This window comes from Thermoanaerobacter kivui (assembly GCF_000763575.1).
Lineage (GTDB): Bacteria > Bacillota > Thermoanaerobacteria > Thermoanaerobacterales > Thermoanaerobacteraceae > Thermoanaerobacter > Thermoanaerobacter kivui.
The window spans coordinates 2,304,743-2,328,196 of the sequence record NZ_CP009170.1 but is presented as its reverse complement, the minus strand read 5'-3'; the positions used below and the strand labels follow the sequence as shown (position 1 = coordinate 2,328,196).

20 protein-coding genes and 2 pseudogenes are annotated in these 23,454 nt (G+C 34.2%); 19 read left to right on the top strand and 3 right to left on the bottom strand.

Going from position 1 to position 23,454, the window contains the following annotated elements:
• The first annotated feature begins 268 nt into the window (after window positions 1-268).
• The 8 genes and pseudogenes from TKV_RS11785 (at window position 269) to TKV_RS11745 (ending at window position 6,972) form a co-directional block, all read left to right on the top strand.
• Window positions 269-1,393 carry a class II glutamine amidotransferase gene (locus TKV_RS11785; protein ID WP_003870571.1) on the top strand — a complete coding sequence of 375 codons (1,125 nt, stop codon included), beginning with the start codon at window positions 269-271 and terminating at the stop codon, window positions 1,391-1,393.
• Window positions 1,390-2,895 carry a glutamate synthase-related protein gene (locus TKV_RS11780; RefSeq protein WP_049686093.1) on the top strand — a complete coding sequence of 502 codons (1,506 nt, stop codon included), beginning with the start codon at window positions 1,390-1,392 and terminating at the stop codon, window positions 2,893-2,895. Before TKV_RS11785 ends, TKV_RS11780 begins: the two co-directional genes overlap by 4 nt.
• A gap of 14 nt (window positions 2,896-2,909) precedes the next feature.
• The gene (locus tag TKV_RS11775; RefSeq protein ID WP_049686092.1) at window positions 2,910-3,638 is read left to right on the top strand and encodes a GltB/FmdC/FwdC-like GXGXG domain-containing protein; all 729 of its coding nucleotides are present in this window, start codon (window positions 2,910-2,912) and stop codon (window positions 3,636-3,638) included.
• Window positions 3,639-3,991: 353 nt separating this feature from the next.
• Window positions 3,992-4,180: pseudogene (locus tag TKV_RS11770) on the top strand (tRNA methyl transferase PRC-barrel domain-containing protein); the annotation flags it as partial.
• Between the two features lie 104 nt (window positions 4,181-4,284).
• On the top strand, window positions 4,285-4,650 hold the full coding sequence (locus tag TKV_RS11765; protein WP_049686090.1) for an ArsR/SmtB family transcription factor: 366 nt from the start codon (window positions 4,285-4,287) through the stop codon (window positions 4,648-4,650).
• 75 nt (window positions 4,651-4,725) lie between these two features.
• A pseudogene (locus TKV_RS12600) lies at window positions 4,726-5,453 on the top strand (P-type ATPase); the annotation flags it as partial.
• Between the two features lie 320 nt (window positions 5,454-5,773).
• Window positions 5,774-5,998: a DUF3006 domain-containing protein gene (locus TKV_RS11750; RefSeq protein WP_049686087.1), complete on the top strand. Its 225-nt coding sequence runs from the start codon at window positions 5,774-5,776 to the stop codon at window positions 5,996-5,998.
• Between the two features lie 11 nt (window positions 5,999-6,009).
• Entirely contained in the window at window positions 6,010-6,972 is a 963-nt protein-coding gene (locus tag TKV_RS11745; RefSeq protein ID WP_049686086.1) for a ComEC/Rec2 family competence protein, read from the top strand.
• Between the two features lie 535 nt (window positions 6,973-7,507).
• On the opposite strand, the gene TKV_RS11740 is transcribed toward TKV_RS11745, so the two are convergent.
• On the bottom strand, window positions 7,508-8,101 hold the full coding sequence (locus tag TKV_RS11740; protein WP_236617234.1) for a transposase: 594 nt from the start codon (window positions 8,099-8,101) through the stop codon (window positions 7,508-7,510).
• 320 nt (window positions 8,102-8,421) lie between these two features.
• Here TKV_RS11740 and TKV_RS11735 point away from each other — a divergent pair, with 320 nt between their 5' ends.
• Together TKV_RS11735 and TKV_RS11730 are read left to right on the top strand one after the other, a co-directional pair.
• Window positions 8,422-9,669 carry a DUF1015 domain-containing protein gene (locus TKV_RS11735; RefSeq protein ID WP_049686085.1) on the top strand — a complete coding sequence of 416 codons (1,248 nt, stop codon included), beginning with the start codon at window positions 8,422-8,424 and terminating at the stop codon, window positions 9,667-9,669.
• Between the two features lie 182 nt (window positions 9,670-9,851).
• On the top strand, window positions 9,852-11,297 hold the full coding sequence (locus tag TKV_RS11730; RefSeq protein ID WP_049686084.1) for a M1 family metallopeptidase: 1,446 nt from the start codon (window positions 9,852-9,854) through the stop codon (window positions 11,295-11,297).
• Here the strand turns inward: TKV_RS11730 and TKV_RS11725 are convergent.
• Window positions 11,294-12,277 (bottom strand): ATP-binding protein, encoded by a 984-nt coding sequence (locus TKV_RS11725; protein WP_049686083.1) that lies wholly within the window; start codon window positions 12,275-12,277, stop codon window positions 11,294-11,296. The genes TKV_RS11730 and TKV_RS11725 overlap by 4 nt on opposite strands.
• Window positions 12,270-13,244, bottom strand: coding sequence for a DnaD domain protein (locus tag TKV_RS11720; RefSeq protein ID WP_049686082.1), 975 nt, complete (start codon window positions 13,242-13,244; stop codon window positions 12,270-12,272). The genes TKV_RS11725 and TKV_RS11720 overlap by 8 nt, the downstream gene beginning before the upstream one ends.
• 258 nt (window positions 13,245-13,502) lie before the next feature.
• Here TKV_RS11720 and TKV_RS11715 point away from each other — a divergent pair, with 258 nt between their 5' ends.
• The 9 genes from TKV_RS11715 (at window position 13,503) to TKV_RS11675 (ending at window position 23,453) form a co-directional block, all read left to right on the top strand.
• Complete coding sequence (locus TKV_RS11715) at window positions 13,503-14,861, top strand: peptidoglycan DD-metalloendopeptidase family protein (RefSeq protein ID WP_049686081.1); 1,359 nt, start codon at window positions 13,503-13,505, stop codon at window positions 14,859-14,861.
• A 175-nt stretch (window positions 14,862-15,036) separates the two neighbouring features.
• Window positions 15,037-15,843: a peptidase MA family metallohydrolase gene (locus tag TKV_RS11710; RefSeq protein ID WP_049686080.1), complete on the top strand. Its 807-nt coding sequence runs from the start codon at window positions 15,037-15,039 to the stop codon at window positions 15,841-15,843.
• Between the two features lie 59 nt (window positions 15,844-15,902).
• Window positions 15,903-16,598 (top strand): response regulator, encoded by a 696-nt coding sequence (locus tag TKV_RS11705; protein ID WP_049686079.1) that lies wholly within the window; start codon window positions 15,903-15,905, stop codon window positions 16,596-16,598.
• A complete protein-coding gene (locus TKV_RS11700; protein ID WP_049686078.1) occupies window positions 16,582-18,288 on the top strand; it encodes an ATP-binding protein in 1,707 nt (568 codons plus the stop codon). Before TKV_RS11705 ends, TKV_RS11700 begins: the two co-directional genes overlap by 17 nt.
• Before the next feature lie 87 nt (window positions 18,289-18,375).
• On the top strand, window positions 18,376-18,771 hold the full coding sequence (locus TKV_RS11695) for a hypothetical protein (RefSeq protein WP_049686077.1): 396 nt from the start codon (window positions 18,376-18,378) through the stop codon (window positions 18,769-18,771).
• Between the two features lie 12 nt (window positions 18,772-18,783).
• The gene (yycH, locus tag TKV_RS11690) at window positions 18,784-20,070 is read left to right on the top strand and encodes a two-component system activity regulator YycH (protein WP_049686076.1); all 1,287 of its coding nucleotides are present in this window, start codon (window positions 18,784-18,786) and stop codon (window positions 20,068-20,070) included.
• Between the two features lie 3 nt (window positions 20,071-20,073).
• Window positions 20,074-20,904 carry a two-component system regulatory protein YycI gene (locus TKV_RS11685; protein WP_049686075.1) on the top strand — a complete coding sequence of 277 codons (831 nt, stop codon included), beginning with the start codon at window positions 20,074-20,076 and terminating at the stop codon, window positions 20,902-20,904.
• Window positions 20,905-21,031: 127 nt separating this feature from the next.
• On the top strand, window positions 21,032-22,285 hold the full coding sequence (locus tag TKV_RS11680; RefSeq protein ID WP_049686074.1) for a UDP-N-acetylglucosamine 1-carboxyvinyltransferase: 1,254 nt from the start codon (window positions 21,032-21,034) through the stop codon (window positions 22,283-22,285).
• 61 nt (window positions 22,286-22,346) lie between these two features.
• A complete protein-coding gene (locus tag TKV_RS11675) occupies window positions 22,347-23,453 on the top strand; it encodes a S1C family serine protease (protein WP_049686073.1) in 1,107 nt (368 codons plus the stop codon).
• The last annotated feature ends 1 nt before the right edge of the window (window position 23,454 follow it).

Genomic DNA, 23,454 nt, shown 5'->3' with positions numbered 1-23,454 from the left:
ATAAGTTACCTATGATGTTAAAGTATCTAACTGTTTTTTTGCCCACTAAATTTAAGTGAAGAATTAACCTAAAAATAATTTATGAATTTTTCATATTAACGTATTGCAAAATTAATAAAATATATTATAATTAACATAACACTCGTAATTTAGGAGTGATAAGCATTTTGCCACAATTTGAGGACAATTTTAAACAGTAAACATTTTCGCTTGATGCAACTTTCAAAAAAAAATATTGCATATAAAAATTTTTTAAGGGGGTTATAAAATGTTGAAGGAAGGTTATGTAAGAATACCTTCGGGATGTGCTATAAGTGGCATAATTGATCGCACTGGTCGTCTATTTTCGGGGCAATCTATAGCAGATTCCATCGCGACAATGCATGATAGATCAAATGGTCTTGGAGGTGGTTTTGCTGCATATGGCATTTATCCTGATTTTAAAGATTACTTTGCATTTCATATGTTTTATGATGATTTGATAGCTAAACAGGAAACAGAGAATATTTTAAAAGCAAATTATATAGTCGCTTTAGAAGAAAAAATACCCACACGAAAAACGGCACATATTAAAAATGCACCATTAATTTACAGATATTTTGCTATACCAAGGCCAGAGAAATTGAAATTATCAGAACTGGATGAAAATGAATTTACAATTAAATTTGTATTTAATATAAACAGTAACATACCAGGCGCATATGTTTTTTCTAGCGGGAAAAATATGGGAGTATTTAAAGCAGTAGGTTACCCAGAAGATGTTGCAAATTTTTATAAATTGGAATCTTACAAAGGATATATGTGGTTGGCTCACGGTAGATTTCCAACGAATACACCAGGATGGTGGGGCGGTGCACATCCTTTTAATCTGTTAAATATCTCTGTTGTTCACAATGGCGAGCTTTCTTCGTACGATACTAATCGTAAATATTTAGAAGAGTTTGGATATATTTGCACCTTGCAAACTGATACAGAAGTTGCGGCATACATTTTCGATCTTCTATTAAGAAGACATGGTTTACCAATAGAACTTGCATGCAAAGTAGTTGCATCGCCTTTGTGGAAGCAGGTTGAAAGGATGTCACCAAAAGAAAAAATTTTATACACTAACCTGAAAATAATTTATGGGAGAGCACTCCTAAATGGTCCATTTTCAATGATAATAGCATATGAAGATGGCTTTGTGGCAATAAATGATAGGATTAAACTAAGGCCACTTACTGCTGCAAAAAAAGGCGATATGATATATGTAGCCAGCGAAGAGTCAGCAATAAGGCAAGTATGCAAAAATCCTGAAAGCGTATGGATTCCTAGAGGTGGAGAACCTGTTATAGCTGAGCTCATACGTGACAACGAAAAAGAAATGTATTCTACAAAGGAGGTTACTGCATGAGTTTAAGCTACCTTACTCCAGAATTTAAAGTACTCAGAGATTACGATAAATGCATTAACTGTAAGGTTTGTATGAGACAGTGTTCATTTGAAGTTCACAGTTATGATGAACATCTAGATAAAATGATTTCAAATGATATGAATTGCGTAAATTGTCAAAGATGTGTCGTATTGTGTCCAACACAAGCTCTTACAATTATTAAACATCCTCAAACATTTAAAGAACATGCCAATTGGACTTACGATGCTATAAGAGATATATACAGACAGGCAGAAACAGGTGGAGTTCTTCTGTCATCCATGGGAAATGATAGGCCTTATCCTGTATATTGGGATAAAATGGTTATAAATGCAAGCCAAGTTACAAACCCCTCTATAGACCCACTAAGAGAACCTATGGAATTAAGGGTATATATAGGTAGGAAGCCTGACAAGATAGAAATAGACGAAAACCTTAATGTTAAAACAAAAATGCCTCCACAACTCAAACTTGAGACACCAATAATGTTTTCAGCAATGTCTTATGGTTCAATAAGTTACAATGCTCACGCAGCTTTGGCAAGAGCTGCTGAAGAGCTTGGGATACTTTATAATACTGGTGAAGGAGGGCTTCACAAGGACTTCCGCAAATATGGGAAAAACACAATTGTGCAGGTCGCCTCAGGACGTTTTGGTGTTGATAGAGAATACCTCAATACTGCGGCGGCTATTGAAATAAAAATTGGTCAGGGTGCAAAGCCTGGGATAGGTGGTCATCTACCCGGTGAAAAGGTGAGTGAGGACATCTCGGCAACAAGAATGATACCACCTGGAAGTGATGCTATATCTCCTGCACCGCATCATGATATCTATTCAATTGAAGACCTTGCACAATTAATATATGCATTGAAGGAAGCTACCAATTATCAAAAACCTGTTGGTGTTAAAATTGCAGCAGTCAATAATGTAGCGGCAATAGCTTCGGGAATAGCAAAAGCTGGTGCAGATTATATAGCTATAGACGGATTTAGAGGCGGTACAGGGGCTGCACCAAAGAGAATAAGGGATAACGTAGGAATTCCAATTGAATTTGCAATAGCTGCTGTAGATGCAAGACTTCGCTCCGAAGGTATAAGACATACAATATCTTTAGTTGCAGCAGGTAGTATTAGAAACAGTGCAGACATAGTCAAAGCAATAGCTCTTGGTGCAGATGCTGTTTACATTGGAACAGCCGCTTTGATTGCTTTGGGATGTCACATGTGCCAAAAATGCTATACTGGTAAGTGTAATTGGGGAATTGCTACACAAGATCCTAACCTTGTAAAAAGATTAAACCCAGAAATTGGATATAAACGGCTTGTTAATCTTGTACAAGCATGGAGCCATGAAATAAAAGAAATGCTTGGTGGAATGGGTATAAATGATATTGAAAGTCTTAAAGGCAATAGGTTGATGCTTCGTGGCATAGGAATGACACAAAAGGAACTTGATATACTTGGCATTCTTGCTGCCGGCGAATAGGTGGAGGTGGTATAATGAAAACCATAAATGCGTCAGGAATTTATTATAGAGACCTTAATGAAATAATTAAAGAGTTAGTTCGTTCAGGTGAAGACATAATTAATTTAAAAAATGTCAATGGTCAGCGATATATAGGAGATAATTTATCTGGGACTACAAAAATAAATATCGAAGGTACGCCTGGCAATGACATGGCGGCTTTTATGGACGGCCTTACAATAGAAGTTTTTGGCAATGGACAGGATGCAATCGGAAACACAATGAACGATGGAAATATTATTATACATGGACATGCAGGTGATGTCGTTGGTTACGGGATGAGGGGTGGATCTATCTATATAAAAGATAGTGTTGGCTATAGAGTTGGCATACACATGAAAGAATACAAAGATAAAGTTCCTGTAATAGTTATTGGAGGAAGTGCGGGAGATTTCTTTGGTGAATATATGGCAGGTGGATGTATGATTGTACTGAACTTGAAAAATGATGAAAATATAGTTGGAGAATATTGTGGTACAGGTATGCATGGAGGAGTTATATATTTGAGAGGAGATGTAGAAGACTATAAACTTGGAAAAGAAGTTATTAAAGAAAAGATAGATGACAGAGATTACGCGTTTATCCAGAAGTATATTGAAAATTTTTGTCAATATTTTGATTATGATTTTCAAAAGATTATGAATCATTCTTTTATCAAATTGCATCCGATAGGCAAAAGACCTTATGGAAATATGTATGCATAAAAGACGGGGAAGACCCGTCTTTTTAAAGTACTTTCCTATAATCATAATCCTTTGCAATTAGTTTTCCTATGCTATTTATTTTACCAGTAATACAGCTAAAGCAATGGGAGGGAGTGTAATTTATACAGATTTTACCTGGATATAATGTGTATAATTTTCTGTATTCCCCTTCTGTAACATTTGGCATTAAACATTTGATCCACTACGAAGTGCTATCAATCTTCTATTAATATTTAGAGTTTTCATTGCTGTGGTTGTTGAAATATTAATATCAGGCATCAAAAACCTTGTTATGGCCATAACTTTTAAACTAAGTTCAAATGTGCCTCCCCTTTCATTTTTTAATAGAGTTTATCCATTATACAATAGGACAAAGGAAAGGTTTGGGAATTTCTGTTGGCAAACCCCTCTATGTTGTCGATATTGATGCAGAAAATAATGTGGTAGTATTAGGTTATGGCGACAAAGTGTTTGGAGAGGAACTCATTTCTTACAATAACAATTTTATTTCAATTGACAAACCTGAAGGAGAAATGAGAGTAGTTGTGATAATTCAACAGGTTGCTGATATTGACATCAGGAAAAGATAATTATATACTAAATATATGAACAATTATTTACATGTTCAAGTGTTGAGGTGCTTTTTATGAAGGACAAGGAAAATAAAACAGAGGTTTGTGAAGTTAATGTAATACATGAAGATATTGTGAATAAAGTAAGAGGAATTATGCCAGAAGAGACAAAACTGTATGACCTTGCAGCATTATTCAAAGTATTTGGGGATACTACAAGGATAAAGATACTCTGTGCGTTGTTTGAATCAGAGATGTGTGTTTGTGACATTGCTGCACTTCTTGGTATGAGCCAGTCTGCTGTTTCCCACCAGCTTCGAGTATTAAAGCAAAATAAATTAGTGAAATTTAGAAAAGAAGGGAAGGTAGTTTATTATTCTTTAGCAGATGATCATGTAAAGAAAATATTTGAACAGGGATTTAATCATATTAATGAGTAAATCCAATGGAGGTGATATAATTGAGCCAGAGTAAAGTGCAAAATAATAACAAGTTATTTATTTTAAAAGGACTTTGAGGTAAAAAGGGTCTCACCGGAAGAGGTAAAAATTGGAGATATCATTATAGTAAAACCTGGTGAAAAAATACCGCTTGACGGAAAAATCATTGACGGAAAGTCAATGGTTGATACTTCTGCATTAACTGGTGAGTCTGTCCTGAGGGAAGTTTATAAAGGCTCGGATGTTTTAAGTGGCTTTATAAACAAAAATGGCCTTCTTACAATAGAAGTAACACAAGAATTCGGTGAATCGACCGTTTCAAAAATACTGGATTTAGTTGAGAATGCGGGTAGTAAAAAAGCTCCTACAGAGAACTTTATAACAAGATTCGCGAAATATTATAGTCCTATTGTTACTTTTTTGGCGTTAATTATTAATATGATAACAATCAAAAAGGCAAACTCATATTTGTCGGTGATGGCATAAATGATGCACCGGTTTTAGCGATAGCTGATGTTGGTGTTGCAATGGGTGGAATCGGGTCAGATGCTGCCATAGAAGCAGCCGATGTAGTTTTAATGACAGATAAACCATCAAAACTGGTAACGGCTATAAAGATATCGAAAAAAACAAAATTAATAGTATGGGAAAATGTCATTCTTGCGCTTGGAGTAAAAATAGCAGTTCTTGCACTTGGTGCTTTGGGGATTGCCACAATGTGGGAAGCTGTATTTGCCGACGTTGGTGTTGCCCTCATTGCAGTCTTTAATGCATTACGTGTGCTTAAAGTCAAAGCAGCATAATATGAATTGTATATTATAGTAATGCTGTAAGTATTCACTCATAAAAAATACCTCCCTCAAACATCTTTGCTTTTTTAACTTTATTTCTATCACAACGTGAAGAAAATGATCCTGAAGTACTTCTTAAATTATTAAGAGGAAAGTGCGATCCTTTAAATTATGAATTGCTGTATGAAAAAGTCTTGGAGAAGGAAGAGGAATTGATTCCCAAGATGATTGATATGATTGTAAAAAGTATTAATAATGTTTTTATTGAACATTTAAGTAGTACAATTAAGAAGGGCTATCTTGAAACAATATTCCAATAGGGAGGCTTAACTATGTCTGAAATTCCTTACCAACTCTGTATTATAGACAGATTTGAAGACAATTGGGCAGTAATAGAGTATGGCGACAAAACTTTTAATTTTCCTAAACAACTTCTTCCCCAAAACGCAAAAGAGGGAGATGTACTTTCATTTAACATCCATGTAGACGAAGAAGAAACAGCTAAACGCAAAAAAGCAATCGAAAGCATAGCAAAAGACTTATTTATAGACGAATAGGAGGCTATACAATGTTCAAAAAGAGATTGACAGCATTAATCTTGGCCTTTATTTTTTTATTAATTTTTGTCGGCTGTTCAAACACAACAAGTGTGCAACAACCATTAGAGAGAGTTCAAACAGAGCAGGTAGATAGTGTTAACACTCAGCAATCAAATACAAATACAACCACATTAACCCCAGGCGTTCTCATAGTAAGTTACATAGATGTAGGTCAAGGGGACAGCATATTGGTGGAGACCCCATCAGGCAAAACGATGTTAATAGATGCAGGGATACCTGAAATGGGTAATAAAGTGGTAAACTATATAAAAAGTCGAGGAATTAGCAAAATAGACATACTTGTTGGTACTCACCCTCACAATGACCACATTGGAGGCATACCAGATGTTATAAGGAACTTTAAAATAGGCAGGTTTTATATGCCAAAAGTCACTACAACCACAAAGACATTTGAAGAGGTTTTAAAGACAGCAAAAAGCGAAGGAATTTCCATAAACGTTACCAAAGCTGGTGTTTCACTGGACCTTGGCAATGGCATAACTGCAAAGATGCTTGCACCAAACAGCACGCACTATGATGATTTAAATAACTACAGTGCAGTAATAAAGCTAACATACGGAAACACATCATTTCTATTCACAGGTGATGCTAGTGCAAAATCAGAAGAAGAAATGCTAAATAAAGGATATGATTTAAGAGCAGAAGTATTAAAAGTCGGTCATCACGGAAGTTCATCAGCATCTACTTTAGAATTTTTAAAGGCTGTAAGGCCCAAATATGCTGTAATTTCCTGTGGGAGAGGCAACGACTACGGACATCCTCATAGAGAGACAATGAAAAAACTTAAAACATTAGGGATAACAGTATACAGGACAGATGAATGTGGAACTGTAATTGCAGTAACCGATGGTAAAATGATAAGTTTTAACGTCAGCCTGGGAGATTATTTGCCGGGAAATAAAGTCAAATAGAAAAATCAAAAGAATAATCCAATGAATGAGTAAAGGGTTTTGAAAATAAATATGGTACTTATTTAGAAGGAAATAGTTATTTTTTGTCGTATATAATTATTTAAAGCACTTTTTTGATAGGCTTTGCGAAATTATGTGTTATAATTTTAATAGCAATATATTTAAGTTAATAAGGAGTAATTAAAATCACTGGATTAATTGCAACACATGGTTTAAAAACAGTTGTCAGGGAAAAGATAGAACTTATTAAAAAACTGTATCAAGCCAACTCTTTGCCGGTTACAGTGGTGGTAAAGATTCAACAACTGTTGTTGAGCTTGTTTTTTATGCTTTAAAAGCCATCGGTTGCCTCGCTTTACTACATTGCATTTATAAAGTGATATGATATAATAAAAACGTACCATCTTGAAGATTTAAAGTAACAAATAAATTTTTAGGAGGTTAATAGTGTGAAAGTAAAATAGTTAAATTTGGGCATGACAAAAAGGGCACCAAATGAAGCTGCCCAAAGCCAAATAATGGTAACATATAATGTTTAAGTAATTTTTGGAGGGATAATAGTACAACCTTCTTTTTCTAAAAGTTTAATAGCTTTCTTAATATATTGTTGCCTATGCTTTTGATAAAGTTTTTCTGGCATATTAGTGTAATCGGAGTCAGAAGGATTAAAAGGTTCCCTTTTCAAAAGCATATGATAGAGACAAGTGAGGATCATACGAGCAATAGCAACAATTGCACGTTTATGACCGCGGCGCTTTTTAATACGTTCATATTTAATCCTAAAATAAGGATTCTTTTTATCCCTAATTGCTGCATTGGCACACTGTATTAAGAGAAGTTTTAAGTAAACACCTGCTCTTGAGACATGGACAGATTTTTTCTTACCTGCACTTTCGTTGTTTTGAGGAGTAAGACCAGCCCAAGAGCAAAGGTGCTTGTCAGATTTAAAAACTGTCATATCCGTGCCGATTTCAGCGATGATATAAGTTGCCGATTTTTCGGTTATGCCAGGAAGAGTAACAGAGATATCAATCAAGTCTTGATAAGGTTTGGCTAATTGAGAAATGGCTTTATCCAAATCAGAAACACAAAGATTGATAAAGTCATAGTGTTTTCCGCAAACCTTCATCTTGACTGATTGATCAACCCTAGAGATAAAAATTAAAATATATAGACATTGACTGAATATCCAGCACATGAACACTAAGGAATTGCTTATACAATGATTAGTGTACGTGATCAAAGTCACACTTATTTGTGCTTGAGAAGATATTCTACACATGTTAAAATGCGGACTTGAGTCCAATGAGTGGTAGAAATAATTCCACTCCCTCCTCCGTGCTTTGTAGTATATCTATATATTTTAAAGAAATTATATCAAAAATATCGCTCAATAGCACACTTTCATTACAATTTGTGCTTGAGCAAAGCGAAAGGATGTGGGTTAATATGGCTACAATAAAACCCTTTAAAGCGATAAGGCCTGCACCGCATTTAGCGGATAAAGTAGCATCGCTGCCTTATGACGTTGTAAATAGCGAAGAAGCGAGAGAATTGGTGAAAGGGAATTCTTATTCATTTCTTCACGTAGATAGGTCAGAAGTAGATTTAGATCCTTCTATAAATTTGTATGACAAAATAGTATATCAAAAAGCGAAAGAAAATTTTGATAAAATGCTTAAAGAAGGTGTGTTAATAAAGGACACTGAAGACTATTATTATATATATAGAGAGATAATGGATGGAAGAATCCAAGTCGGTTTAGTGGCTACTGCTTGTGTGGATGATTATTTAAATGGTATAATTAAAAAGCATGAACTTACTTTACCTGAAAAGGAAGAAGACAGAATAAATCACATGGACTACTGTGATGCCCACACCAGTCCTGTATTTTTAACTTACAAAGCTAACCAAGAGATTAAGGATTTATTAAGCAGTTGGGTAAGGGGAAAAAACCCCATATACGATTTTGTGTCTGATGACGGAATAAGGCATACAGTATGGGTTATAAATGACAGATCTTTGATAGATAGGATTACTTCTATTTTTAAGGGGATAGATTATCTTTACATTGCAGATGGACACCACAGGTCGGCTGCCTCTGTAAAAATAGGGTTGAAAAGGAGACAGCAGCATCCTTCCTATGACGGAAGTGAAGAGTTTAATTATTTTTTATCAGTACTTGTCCCACATGATGAAGTGCATATTATGGCTTATAATAGGGTTGTCAAAGATTTAAATGGATATTCTGAAGAAGAGTTTATTGATAAAGTAAAGGAAAAATTCATAGTAGAAAATTATGAGAATAAAGGGCCTTTTAACCCCACAGAAAAACACACTTTTGGCATGTATTTATCAGGAAGATGGTATAAACTTACTGCCAAAGAAAGCACTTTTGACTCTACTGACCCGATAGACAGGTTAGATGTAAGCATACTTCAAAAAAATCTTTTAGACCCTATTCTTGGAATAAAAGATCCCAGAAGAGATAAAAGAATTGACTTTGTAGGAGGTATTAGAGGACTTGAAGAATTAGAAAGAAGAGTTAAAACGAATATGAAAGTAGCTTTTTCTATATTTCCTACCACTGTTGACGATTTAATTGCTGTTGCAGATGCAGGTAAGATAATGCCTCCTAAATCTACTTGGTTTGAACCAAAATTGAGAAGCGGTTTATTTGTTCATGAATTAAAATAAAAAAGAATAAAGTATAAAAGCACCTTTTGAAGCAAAAGGTGCTTTTATACTTTTTAATAATATCCAATGTTTGCTTTTTTATCAAAACGAGATTTGGTAAATAATTTTTTTAACATAAAAGTTCTATTATTCAATGATTTGTACTAATATATATTGAAGGATAATTTGGGGGAGCTGGTTATATGAGATTAAAGCGAAAAACATTATGGGCGTTAACAATAATTATAATTATTGGGCTAATTATATATCTTTTGCCAACGAAAGATAGTAACATTACTTTATATACTATTGAAGCAAAGTATGATGACGAAAACAAAGTGATTTATGCTACACAAAAGGTGGATTATGTAAATACTCATGATATTTCCCTTCGAGAAGTGTACTTCCATTTATATCCCAATGCTTTTAAAACACAAGAGAATTTGCCTTTTACCAAAGAAGAACTTCCTTTTGCATATCCTGATGGATTTAAACTGGGGTTTATAGAGTTTGAGAAAATTGCGTACCGCAATGACATTCCAGCTACTTATAAGTTTGAAGAACCGAATGGTGAAATTTTAAAGGTGATATTACCTAAAGAATTGAAAAAAGGAGAAGGAATACAGATTAAAATGACATATAAAGTTCAGCTTCCTCCTTGTAGAGGTAGATTTGGGTATGGCACCAATACTGTGCAAGTTGCCAATTGGTATCCCATACTTTCCGTTTACGACAAAAATGGTTGGAATAATGACCTCTATTATGTTTTTGGCGATCCTTTCTACAGCGACATAGCAAATTACAAAGTTAAGTTAACAGTGCCTAAAAATATGATAGTGGCTACTACTGGAGTAATCAAAGATGAAAAAGTCTCTTATGATTTCAAGGAATTAAATATTGAAGCTCAAAAAGTTAGAGATTTTGCTATGGTGATGAGCCCCAAATTTAAAGTAGCAGAACAAGAGGTAGATGGAATAAAAGTAAAATCCTATTATTTTACCAAAGACTACGGGAAAAAAGCCCTCAAATTTGCGGTTGATGCTATTAAATTTTACAACGACTACATTGGGAAATATCCTTATAAGCAATATTCTGTGGTTCAAAGCGATTTTTACATAGGGGGGATGGAATATCCAAACCTTGTGATGATATCTAAAGATTTGTACACTAATAGCAATTTATTTAACTTGGAATACGTTATTGCCCATGAAACTGCTCACCAATGGTGGTACGGTGCTGTAGGGAATAATCAAATAAAGGAGTCTTGGTTGGATGAAGGATTGACAGAGTACACAACAATACTGTATATAGAAAGGTATTACGGAAAAGCTACTGCAGATGAGATTTACAGACACGTAATAGAAGGCGAGTTTGACAAATATCTAAAAACAAGTTCTGATACTTCTTTTGCGAAAACCCTCGCTGATTTCAAAGAGTGGAAACAATATACAAATATTGCATATAATAAAGGAGCGATGGTCTTCCATGATTTAAGAGGCTTAATAGGTGACGAAGCGTTTAAAAAAGTATTACAGAGTTATTATAAAAAATACAAATATAAAATTGCCACTACGCAAGACCTAATTGACGTAGTGGACAGTGTTACAGGCAAAGATACAGGTGGATTTTTCCAAGAGTGGTTTTACTAAATTATCATTTTCCTTTTAAGCCTTATGTCTTCACCATAGAAATTGAGCAATTTGAAATGGCCAAATATTCTTGAATAAATTCTTTCGGGGTATATGGCCATTATTTCAGATAGAGGTAAGTTTGTAGAAATGATAAACTTTTTATCGGCCAGCAATCTTGTATTTAAAAGATTAAAAAATTCTTGAAGGCTAAAGGCTGTTATGGGCTCTGTTCCCAAATCATCGATTATGAGCAAGTCACAGTTTTTTAAAAGGTCTAAATATTCGCTGTAAGTGCTGCTGTCAGGATTGAGCTTGTTTATTCTCAACCCTTCTATTAAATCGGATGCTGTTCGATATATCACACTTTTACCTCTATCTAACAACTCTTTTGCAATGCAATTGGCAAGGAAAGTTTTTCCCAACCCAGAATCCCCATAGAAAAAAAGGCTTTCTGTATATGTATCAAAGTTTTTTATAAAATTAAGGGAAAACTCCACGATTTCTCGCATATTACTTCTGGGAGAGGGCTTGTCTCCGTAAGGTTTGTCAGAATAATACTCAAAATTAAAGTTAGAGAAATTTTCTCTTTTTAGTATTTCTTCTATGCTGGATTGCTTGTAGTAGATATTTATGAGCTTTTGGTCAAAGCATTTGCATCGCTTTCCGTTTACGTATCCCGTGTCTTTGCAAATATTGCATTCATATTTGGGCTCAAGATAGTCTTCTGAATAACCGTGGGAAATTAAAAGGGAAGCTTTTTGTTTTTTTAGATTGTTCAAACGCTCTTTTAAAGAATTTAAAAGATCTTTCGCTTTGTCGGGCTCTTTGAAAATAGCCTGTGTTATTTCTATGCCTATATTTTTAATGGATTCGTCAATTTTTTCAAGTTCAGGAATTTCTTTATATAATCGGTTTTTGCGGCGAAGAGCTTCTTTTAAAGAAGTATCTCTTTTCATTTCATATTCTTTAAGAATTTCATGTATGATGTTATCATTCATTTAATTCACCCCTTGAATGGGCTAAAAGCTTCTTTTCCAAATCTTCTATGTCGTAATTTCTTTGGGAATAGCTGTTAAAGTAATTTTTTGGTGCTTTAAAACCTGTTGTGACAGGGGACTTTTTCTTTGTTGAGGCTTTTTTAGCTTCTAAGTCTTCTACTGTCCTTATTCCTTCGTTAAACCAGTTTATTAGTATTTTGTTAATGTAAGGGAAACTGGGTTCGTTTAGTTTAAGAGTACATTCGTTGCAGGCTTTTATTATCACATCTACATCAAAGCCCAAATCGTCCATCCAACGGTCCATCATTTCTTTATGAGATTCCATCAGTTCGTCTTCTTTAAGGCCAAGGGCGTTTAAAATCCTCTTATAATTTTGCCACCTTTTGTTTTCGGCTTTGAGGTATTCTTCTACATCCAGTGCAGTTTTAAGACCGGCGTCATGCCAGGCTATTGCTACCTTTTCCATATATCTCAAAGATGTTTTATTCTTAGAAGCGCAGTAACTTACCAGCATCGTTATTATTTCCAAGGAAAAGCCGTATTCATCTATCCAACTCAAATATGTATCCATTTCAGTGGGAGTTAAAGGCCTTCCTAATGTCAGCTCAATTGCTTCAAACATCTGCTTTACTTGGCTATCCTGCAAAGATAAGCTGTGGTTTGAGATGTTTTGCGGTATTACAGGGAGATATTCTACTGTGTATTCGCCGTCGACATATTTTAATTTGACAAGGCCGGATTTTTCCCAATATTTCAACGCTCTATCAACTTCTATATCTGACATAAATAGCTTATCTGCTAGAGCGCTTAAAGATATTTCATTGCCATAATAACAATATTTTAACCCTAAAATATATACCTTAACGTATTCTCCAGGAGCATCCAACATAAAATGATTTATAAAATAATTGCTAACAGGTGTGCTTCCCCAATCGTCATTTTCGTTTAAAAATTTAAAAACGCTCATCCTCCCCACCTCGAATATATTATAGCACAGTGGATTATGCCCTTCAATTGAAAAAGATTTTAACATAATTATCGGAATATTTGTCCTATTGTTAAGAAACTTTTAGTGAAGAAAATATATACATGAATATTGTAAGTGAGTATAGCATAAAATATAGAAGAATGACAAATATTTCATAAATCAAAATTTGGTTTTTGTAAAAAGTATGGTATAATTAAAAAGGATTAACATAGGATTAACAAATGAAAGGAGAATACTATGGGTAATGTGGGGGATAAAAGCTATAAGTTTTTTCTTGGTTTATTAAAGACTTACAAGAACAATCTTATAGCTTTTGCGGTAGCACTGTCCATAGGGCTATCTTTTATTGTGTATGAAGAAGGATTTGCCTACAAAATAACAGTAGACGGGGAAATTGTCGGAATTACCAAGAATATAGATGAGGTAAAAAGCTTTATAGAAGAATTACATAAAAAAGAAAGGAAAAAGACGGGGACGGATATAGTTTTAAATCAAGAAATAAAATTTGAAAGGGTAAGAGTAGCAAATAAAAAGCTGACAGATGTACATAAAATTTATGACAATTTGAAAAATGCCATGAGCTTTAGCTGCAAAGCTGCTGCTATAATAGTAGACAACAAATTTGTCACTGCGTTAAAAAATCAGGAAGAGGCTGAAAAAGCACTTGAGCTTTTGAAAGGCAAATACGCTAAAAGTTCTAAAAGAGTATATTTTAAAGAAGATGTCAAAATTGAAGAGAAGTACATACCTCCAAAGTATTTAACAAATGTAGAAGAAGCATTAAAAATATTGGAACAACCTGTAAAAAAAGTTGTTACATATACTGTCAAAGAAAACGATAGTTTGTGGTCTATTGCAAGAGACCACGACATGTACATTGAAGATATTTTAAAATTAAATCCCGGTCTTACAGAAAATTTAAAACCAGGACAAGTGATATATTTATCCTCTGCTGAACCTCATGTTACAGTTGTTACTGAAAGACAAGTGGGCTACAAAGAAGAAATACCTTTTGATACAAAACTAGCAAAGGATGAAAGTTTATACACAAACCAATCAAAAGTTTTAGTTGAGGGCAAAAAAGGTTTAAAAGAAGTAACCGCTGTTGTCATAAGTTACAACGGCATTGAGGTTTCCAAAAAGATAAAGAGCGAAAATGTACTTGAAAAGCCTGTCAACAAAATAGTTGCAGTAGGTTCAAAGAGATTACCTTTGACTGTTGCTACAGGGTCTTTTAGTTATCCCCTTAGAGGTACTATCACTTCAAGGTTTGGACAAAGGTGGGGGAGACTTCACACAGGAGTTGACATAGCGGCACCACAAGGTTCACCTATTTATGTGGCAGATGGGGGTACTGTTATATTTTCTGGTTGGGAAAGTGGATATGGCTATGTGGTTAAAATTGACCACAAAAACGGCTATGTCACTTATTACGGCCATGCCAGCAAACTCCTTGTTAAGAAGGGAGATAAAGTGGCGAAAGGACAAAAAATTGCTTTGGTAGGTTCGACAGGCCATGCAACGGGACCTCATTTGCACTTTGAAGTGAGAAAAAATGGTGTTCCAGTTAATCCTTTGACCTATTTAAATAAATAATTGCTACAAGCCCTAAGAGGGCTTTTTATTTTTATAGGGTTGCTACAAGCATTTATGAATGTTATAATACAGTTGTAGTTATATTTGTTAAAAAACCTGTATTACTTCATACATATAAAAGCATGCACATATAATACATACGGGGTTTTTTAAAATATGTGTGAGGTGATACAGGATGAAAAGGAAAATTATCGCTTTTGTTAGTGCGCTTATTTTGTTCATTTCTCTTTATTACGCCAACAAAATTGTGGTGGCTTCCTATCCTTATGTGAGAGAAATAAAAGAGAAGAGTTTAACAGATAATGCAAAAGATTACAAAACAACACAAAGTGAACACTTTATAGTGCGATATACACCACAGGATGAAAAATACGTTCCTCTTGTTTTAAAAATTGCAGAGAAGCATTATGCGAATGTTACTGACGATTTAGGTTATAAGCCCCATAATAAAACTGTTATTATAATGTACCATGACCCTGAGAAAATGAACAGGGACTTTTCACTTGCAAAAGGGGATACTGCTATGGGCCTTTATCTAAATGGAGCCATAAGCATAGTATCACCCGAATTGTGGATTAGCCCTGGACAAGATTTAGAAAGAGTCTTTGAACATGATGGACCGATTGTACACGAGTTTGCCCATCTCATTGTGGATGATGTTGCAAGAGGCAATTACCCCGTATGGTTTACAGAAGGCATAGCCCTTCTTGAAGAATATCGAGAAAATAGCTTTGTCTGGGGCGAAGGTGTAACAGCTGATAAACCCTATTCTCTCAAAGAGTTGACTTATAATTTTAACCAATTAGATGAGACATTGGCCTATAAAAGGTCTTTTGAAATAGTAAAAGCCATAACTGATAAATATGGAATGCAAAGTATAAGAGATATTTTAAAATGTTTGGGGAAAGGATTAAGTTTAAATGACAGTTTTTACAAAATCACAGGAGTAGATTTAGAGAAATTTGTAGATTCATTGAAATAAAGCAAGGAGAGTATTGCTCTTCTTGCTTTAACCCTATAAAAAGACAAGGGGGAAGTAAAATGAGTTACAGAATACTGATAGTTGATGATGAAAAGCCTATAGTTGAGATAATCAAATACAATCTGGAAAAAGAGGGATACATAACTTATGAAGCTTATGATGGGGAAGAGGCTTTAAAAATAGCAAAAGAGCAAAATCCAGATTTGATAATACTTGATGTGATGTTGCCTAAGTTGGACGGCTTTTCAGTGCTAAGAACTCTAAGGCAATCAATGACTATACCTATTTTGATGTTGACGGCTAAAGAGGAAGAAGTAGACAAAGTGTTGGGCTTAGAATTGGGAGCTGATGACTACATAACGAAACCTTTTTCTGTAAGAGAACTCATAGCAAGGGTAAAAGCTAATTTAAGGAGAATTAGTTTAAATGGAAACGAGTCTGGGAATATCATTTACGTAAAAAATTTAAAAATTGACATGTCAAAATATAAAGTAGAGAAAAACAATAAAGAGATAGAACTTACCTCTAGAGAATTTGAACTTTTGAGATTTCTCATTTTAAACAAGGGGCTTATTTTTTCACGCGAAATGCTATTGGAAAAGGTATGGGGTTATGAATATCTGGGTGATATTAGAACAGTAGATGTCACCATAAGAAGACTGAGAGAAAAAATTGAAGATGACCCCAGTAACCCTAAGCTTATTCACACAAAAAGAGGGGTTGGTTACTATTTTAGCGATGAGAAGCAGATTTAAAAGCATTCAATGGAAAATAATTCTCATATATACTTTGCTAATACTTGTAGCAATGGAAATCATATGGGTATATCTTTATAAATCTCTTGAAAATTACCACATGAATAACTTTGACAATTACCTTGAAGCGCAAGCGCGAGGTATTTCTTTTACCCTTAAAGACAACATGGATGCAAAAAGCTTAAAAAATGTGATAAATATGTACCTGGGTCCTAATTCAAACGTAAAGTATGTGTATATTTTGGATAATAAAGGAAATATTTTAGCTAGTTCAACTGGGGATAGGGGAAAAATGATGACTCCTGCTATTGTCAAAGCCCTATCAGGAGAAATCGGAAGTGAAGTGACTGATGATTATAATTCTACTGGAAAAATAAAAAGCTTTGCCATGCCAGTTTATAATAGCGATGGTAAAATAAATGGAGTTGTGTATATTAGCGGTTCTTTAAATGGAATATATGAGACTTTATGGGATGTCAATTTGATTCTTTCGAGTGCTACTCTTTTTGCTGTTGGAATTACTATGGTGCTTGGATATATTTTGTCCAAGACTATAACAGATCCCATCAAAGAAGTGACAAAATATGCTCAAAAGATGGCAGAAGGTAATTTTGATGTGACGATAAAGATAAAATCTAATGACGAAATAGGAAAATTAGGTGAAATGTTTAATTTTTTATCTTTGCGGTTAAAACAGACTTTAAATGATATTCAAGGTGAAAAAAACAAAATAGAAGCTATTATACAATTTATGACCGATGGTGTTGTGGCAACAGATGCAAAAGGCAACATAATCCACTATAATGAGGCTGCCGAGAAAATGTTAAATGTGAAGCTGGAATTAGGAATGCCAATAGAGGGAATACTAAATTTAGAAAAAGAAGATGCAGTAGCGACAATGAATTGCGGAAACAAGGTTTTAACAGTTAACATAGCTCCGCTAAAAAGCAATCAACAAATAGAAGGATATGTTTATGTACTTCACGATATCACGGAGCAACACAAATTGGATGCCATGAGGAAGGAGTTTGTGGCAAATGTCTCTCATGAACTTAGAACTCCTCTTGCTACCATAAAAAGCTATGTTGAAACTCTTCTTTACAGCGACGTAGATGCTGAATATTTAAAGAGATTTTTAAAAATAATAGATTCAGAAACTGACAGAATGACACGTCTTGTAAAAGATTTGCTTCTTTTATCTAAAATGGATTCTGAAGACAAAAACCTCAAATTTGAGCATAAAAATTTAAATGAAGTAATAATTGACGTAATAAATAGACTTTCTATTGAAGCTCATAAAAAAAATCAGAAACTTATCGTAGACCTTCAAGAAACGCCAAGGCATGTGTATATTGACAAAGATAAAATGGAACAAGTTATACTGAACCTAGTAACCAATGCTATAAAATACACTCCAGAAAACGGAATGATAAAAGTTATCACAGAATACGATGAAAATTTTGCAACCTTCATTGTGGAAGACAACGGTATAGGAATTCCTAAAGAAGACCTGCCTCGAATCTTTGAAAGGTTTTACAGAGTAGATAAAGCCAGATCCAGAGAGCTTGGAGGTACAGGTTTGGGGCTTTCTATTGTAAAACAAATTGTAGAACTTCACAAAGGAGAAGTAAACATAGAAAGCGAAGTAGGAAAAGGCACTATAGTGAGGGTTAAACTGCCATACCAGTAAATTTGTAATAATAGTTTAATATTACTGTAACAATACTGTAATAATAGTACTGTATAATAAAGTCATAAAAGAGAAGGAGGGATATCCTTGAAAAAAATAATTGCTTTATTTGTAGCAGTGATTATGTTGATGGCCCTTTTTATGTCATACGGATACGCACAAGATCTCATAAAAGTTAAAACTAATATAAACGATGTAAAGACAGCTAACAAATATTTTATAATTTCTGGTAGTGGTCAACCTAATACTACAGTAGAGCTTATCCTAAATGACAGTTTAAACGACAAATGGGTAATTGGCGATACAATGCTTTTTGCAAAATTGCTGACTTTAAGCTATGGAGATAATTGCATTGTCATAAAGGCTTATAAAGGTGATCAATTGCAAATAATAAAAGGACACGTGATACTTACAAAAAAGGATGGAATTTTACAAATAACAATTACTGCCATTGAAGATATAATAAAATCCCTTTTGAGATAGAGGTTTTGAAGGATGAAGGAGAAGGTTAAATCACTGCTATTGTTTTTTCTTGTTTTAACCAGTATGTATTTAACTTATACCTTGTGGATATCCTTTCCGCAAAATGAACTATTTTCTAATAAAAAGTCCACAAATATAAAAGTGGACATTTTTCGTATAATTAGGCCAGAATACACTTTTGTGGGTTTGCAAGATAAAGTGTATTTGATTTCAGATGACAATCTTTCCTCCTCTCTGTGGAAAAAAACAACAGATTTTATTAATTCAAATAAAGAAGAAAAAATAAATGTAGTGGATAAAAATAGCTGGGAGGATGCACAAAAAGGTACATTTATACGGTTTTTAATGGGGAAAAGTGTAAATGGTGAATTTTTGAGAGAGGTTTTTAGCAATAAAGAGGGCTGGTTTAAAAAGATAAATAGTGATATATATGTAAAAGAAATTATTATTAATATAGGCAAAAGTCAAATTTTTGTGAAAGATGCAGTTAATGAGAAATTTTATATTATCAATTATCAAAGTTTGGAGAGCTTAAAGAGTTTTATAGAAAATTTGAACAAAAATGATATTACTGTTTGTGAGTCGGTGTATCAAGAAAGCAATACATACTTTACAAAAAACGTGTACATACCTTCTCTCACTTTTTCGATTAAGAAGATATATAATAAAGAAATAAATTTTGAATCTGACACCCATTTTCTAGAAAAATTTTTTACGAATATCTCTGTTGTAAGAAAAATTACCGAGAATAACGGATGTACTGTTTATACCGACGGTTTAAAAAGTCTGCGCTTATATCAAAATGGGTATATAGAATTTTATGACACTGTTTCTGAAGCTTCTCCCACTGATAAAATTTTTGCACTGAGAAAATCTGTCATCTTTTTAGAGGAAATAGGGATAAAAGTTGACAATATTTACTTGTGGGATGTCAAAGAAGAAAAAGGGCAGTATACTTTTTATTTTAATTATATATTTGATTATCCTCTTCGAATTTTGCAAAAAGAAATGCTGGATTTTCCAATCGAGGTAAATATCTCAAATGGGAATATTAAATATGCACGAGTTTTGTATTTAGATTTGATGAGTAATGGAAGTTATTTAATTTCTCATGGAAAATTGAAACAATCTCTTGTAATGGGATTAAAGCATATAAACTGGCAACAGCCACTTTCTGATTTAAAAATAGGTTATGTGTATTATGAAGGACAATTTATCCCTGTTTGGATTGGGGAAGGTAAAAATAGAGTGTTTTTCATAAACATATTTAATGGAAAGTTGATTTACAATGGGGTATAGATTATGAACTGGTCTAAAGCAAAAACAGTGATGATAATCACTTTTGCGATTTTAAATGTTCTTTTATATCTAACTATTGCTAAAATGAATAAACCAGAACCTCATATTTTATCTGGAGAGGATTTGCATTCTTTAGAGGAGGTTTTGTCACAAAACAACATAATTTTAAAAACTGCAATACCGCAAAATACAGAGCCAATGCCACTTATTAAGGTGAAAAGAGAGATATTTGATGAAAATTTTGTATTAGAAAATTTTATCAAAGGGCAGAAATATGAAAAATACAAAGAAAACAAATATACAATTTTTAAATTTGAGAATAAGACTATCAAAGTGGATGGCATCAGTTTTTATTACTCTGAAAAAAGTGATAAATTTGAACACATGTCTTCTTTTCAAAAGGAAGAGTATATACAGGATTTTATAAATAATTATCATTTTAAAGAAATAAATGTGCAAGTTGAAAAAATTTCTCAAGGTAAAGAGGTAAAGATAAAGTATTTTCAAACCTATAAAGATTACTTCATAGATGGCGGATGGATAGAAGGGAAAATAGATGATAAAAGCTTTGAATTTTCGAAGTGCTGGTTTGGTTCTGTTGCAATGGAAAATGCAAAAAAAGATGTGATAGATGCGGTTTACGCTCTCTTGAAGCTTGTGGAAATAAAGAGGGACAAAAAGCCTATGGTGATAAAGGAGATAAAATTAGGTTATTATTTTAACTGGAGCAATGCCACAAAAGGAGAAGCAGTCCCTGTTTGGAGGATAACTACAGAAGAAGGGGATAAGTATTACATAAATGCTTATACAGGAAATTTCGAAGAAGGTAAATAATACCGCCTTCTTCTTTTTTCTTTTTTACCGTAAAATACTTGTAAAATATTTTAAATTGTATTAAAGTATATATTGTGATGATATTCGATTTATTTTAATTTAATTTGATTTGAAGGGAAGATTGAAAGTGGAAAAGTTTATAATCAAAGGAGGAAAGCCTCTTAGAGGGAGTGTACAGATTAGTGGTGCTAAAAACTCCGCTGTTGCAATCCTTCCCGCGGCATTGTTGGCTGATACTCCGAGTGTGATAGATAATTTGCCTGATATAAAAGATATAGAATTATTAGCCCAGATGATACGCCATCTGGGAGGGAAAGTGGAAAAGAAAAAACACGAAATAGTGATTGACCCTGAAGGGCTTAATTCTTTTTACCCTCCTCGGGATTTGGCGAGTCAAATGAGGGCTTCTTATTATCTTATCGGAGCACTTTTAAGTAAGTTTAACGAGGCAGTAATAGCTATGCCCGGAGGCTGTAATATTGGCGTAAGGCCTATTGACCAGCATATTAAAGGGTTTGAAGCCTTAGGGGCAGAGACTACTATAGAACACGGTCTTATAAGAATTAAAGCAAAGAAATTAGTAGGGAATCATATATATTTTGATGTTGTAAGTGTGGGAGCTACTATAAATTTGATGTTGGCTGCTTGCAAAGCCGAAGGTGTGACCATATTAGAAAACTGTGCCAAAGAACCTCATGTGGTAGATGTGGCAAATTTTCTAAATGCTATGGGTGCCAATATAAAAGGGGCAGGTACTGATACCATAAAAATAACAGGGGTAGACAAGCTCCATGGCTGTCATTACACCATCATCCCTGACCAGATAGAAGCAGGCACTTACATGGTGGTAGCTGCTGCGACGAAAGGAGACGTGTATATAAAAGGAGTAATTCCCAATCACTTAGAAGCGATTATTGCGAAGCTTACTGAAATGGGAGTTATAATTGAAGAACATGATGATGTTATAAGAGTCAGAAGAGAAGGGCCTTTAAAACACGTTGACATAAAGACTTTGCCTTATCCGGGTTTTCCAACGGACATGCAACAACCAATGGCAGTTCTTTTGGCACTGGCTGATGGCATAAGTGTCATTACTGAAAATATTTATGAAAACAGATTTAAATATTTAGATGAACTGAAAAAAATGGGTGCAAGAGTGAGAGTAGAAGGGAGAACTGCTATAATAGAAGGGGTAGAAAAATTGACAGGCGCTCCTGTATACGCCACAGACTTAAGGGCAGGAGCGGCAATGGTTATAGCAGGTCTTGCTGCTGAAGGTATAACTGAAGTTATGGAGGTTTATCACATAGACAGAGGCTATGAAGCCATGGAAGTAAAGCTTCAAGCTTTAGCAGCAGATATAATAAGAGTAAAAGAATAAATTGTAATTTTTTTGAGTATAATACGCTGCATAAGATACATCCTATTAATGGGGTGGTATTATGCAGCGGCAAATTAAAAATTCTTCTTGGGCTATTGCGATTGTAGCTTCTTTGATTACTTCTTTAGTTTTTGTCTACATTGCACCAAAATATCTTTGGGGAAAAGTCATACCAATACCTTATATGTCACCGTCAGGCACAAGGACGGAAGTAATTATACCAAAAGAGGAACCTCCTACAATAGCTGAAGCTGTAGCTAAAAAGGATACTCCTGCAGTTGTGGGAATATCTACGATAGAATTTAAAAGGGAGTATTATTTTTTAGAAAAAGCTGTTGAAGGAGTAGGTTCAGGATTCATCGTTAACCCTAACGGTTATATTTTGACAAACAACCATGTGGCGAATAAAGCATCAAAAAACATCCGAGTCTATTTAAGCAATGGTAGTATACTTCCAGGAAAAGTTTTGTGGACTGACCCTGTTTTAGACCTTACCATATTAAAAATCGACGCGAAAGGTTTGCCTGTTATTTCCTTAGGTGATTCTGATAAAATTGCAGTAGGTCAAACTGCAATAGCGATAGGAAATCCATTGGGGCTTCGTTTCCAAAGAACTGTTACTTCGGGGATAATAAGTGCTTTAAACAGAAGCCTTCCTATTACAGAAGATGGGAAACCTCGCATTATGGAAGACCTTATACAGACAGATGCTTCTATAAATCCAGGAAATAGCGGGGGACCTTTAGTAGACTCTCAAGGAAAGGCTATAGGAATAAACACTGCAAAAGTTACAACAGCAGAGGGGTTAGGCTTTGCTATTCCTATAAATATTGTAAAGCCAATACTAAAAAAAGTTATAGAAACAGGTACCTTCAAAGCTCCTTATATTGGCATAGTTGCTTATGACAAAGAAATTGCCAGCTACATTTCTGCCGATGTTTATATTTATGAGGGAATCTATGTGGCAGATATTGACCCAAAAGGTCCTGCCTACAAAGCTGGTATACGAAAGGGTTATGTCCTTTTAGAGGTTGACGGCAAACCAGTAAATACTATGGCGAGTTTGAAATGCATTATTTATGAAAAAAACCCGGGAGACAAAATAAAAGTCCGTTACAAAACTTTTACTCTTAAGACAGGCTATGCGACTATAACCCTCGGAGAATAGG

What these genes read in the sequence shown, in the direction of transcription:
- TKV_RS11785 (WP_003870571.1), top strand. Translation starts at nt 269, where the DNA reads ATGTTGAAGGAAGGTTATGTAAGAATACCTTCGGGATGTGCTATAAGT.
- TKV_RS11780 (WP_049686093.1), top strand. Translation starts at nt 1,390, where the DNA reads ATGAGTTTAAGCTACCTTACTCCAGAATTTAAAGTACTCAGAGATTAC.
- TKV_RS11775 (WP_049686092.1), top strand. Translation starts at nt 2,910, where the DNA reads ATGAAAACCATAAATGCGTCAGGAATTTATTATAGAGACCTTAATGAA.
- TKV_RS11765 (WP_049686090.1), top strand. Translation starts at nt 4,285, where the DNA reads ATGAAGGACAAGGAAAATAAAACAGAGGTTTGTGAAGTTAATGTAATA.
- TKV_RS11750 (WP_049686087.1), top strand. Translation starts at nt 5,774, where the DNA reads ATGTCTGAAATTCCTTACCAACTCTGTATTATAGACAGATTTGAAGAC.
- TKV_RS11745 (WP_049686086.1), top strand. Translation starts at nt 6,010, where the DNA reads ATGTTCAAAAAGAGATTGACAGCATTAATCTTGGCCTTTATTTTTTTA.
- TKV_RS11740 (WP_236617234.1), bottom strand. Translation starts at nt 8,101, where the DNA reads ATGAAGGTTTGCGGAAAACACTATGACTTTATCAATCTTTGTGTTTCT.
- TKV_RS11735 (WP_049686085.1), top strand. Translation starts at nt 8,422, where the DNA reads ATGGCTACAATAAAACCCTTTAAAGCGATAAGGCCTGCACCGCATTTA.
- TKV_RS11730 (WP_049686084.1), top strand. Translation starts at nt 9,852, where the DNA reads ATGAGATTAAAGCGAAAAACATTATGGGCGTTAACAATAATTATAATT.
- TKV_RS11725 (WP_049686083.1), bottom strand. Translation starts at nt 12,277, where the DNA reads ATGAATGATAACATCATACATGAAATTCTTAAAGAATATGAAATGAAA.
- TKV_RS11720 (WP_049686082.1), bottom strand. Translation starts at nt 13,244, where the DNA reads ATGAGCGTTTTTAAATTTTTAAACGAAAATGACGATTGGGGAAGCACA.
- TKV_RS11715 (WP_049686081.1), top strand. Translation starts at nt 13,503, where the DNA reads ATGGGTAATGTGGGGGATAAAAGCTATAAGTTTTTTCTTGGTTTATTA.
- TKV_RS11710 (WP_049686080.1), top strand. Translation starts at nt 15,037, where the DNA reads ATGAAAAGGAAAATTATCGCTTTTGTTAGTGCGCTTATTTTGTTCATT.
- TKV_RS11705 (WP_049686079.1), top strand. Translation starts at nt 15,903, where the DNA reads ATGAGTTACAGAATACTGATAGTTGATGATGAAAAGCCTATAGTTGAG.
- TKV_RS11700 (WP_049686078.1), top strand. Translation starts at nt 16,582, where the DNA reads ATGAGAAGCAGATTTAAAAGCATTCAATGGAAAATAATTCTCATATAT.
- yycH (WP_049686076.1), top strand. Translation starts at nt 18,784, where the DNA reads ATGAAGGAGAAGGTTAAATCACTGCTATTGTTTTTTCTTGTTTTAACC.
- TKV_RS11685 (WP_049686075.1), top strand. Translation starts at nt 20,074, where the DNA reads ATGAACTGGTCTAAAGCAAAAACAGTGATGATAATCACTTTTGCGATT.
- TKV_RS11675 (WP_049686073.1), top strand. Translation starts at nt 22,347, where the DNA reads ATGCAGCGGCAAATTAAAAATTCTTCTTGGGCTATTGCGATTGTAGCT.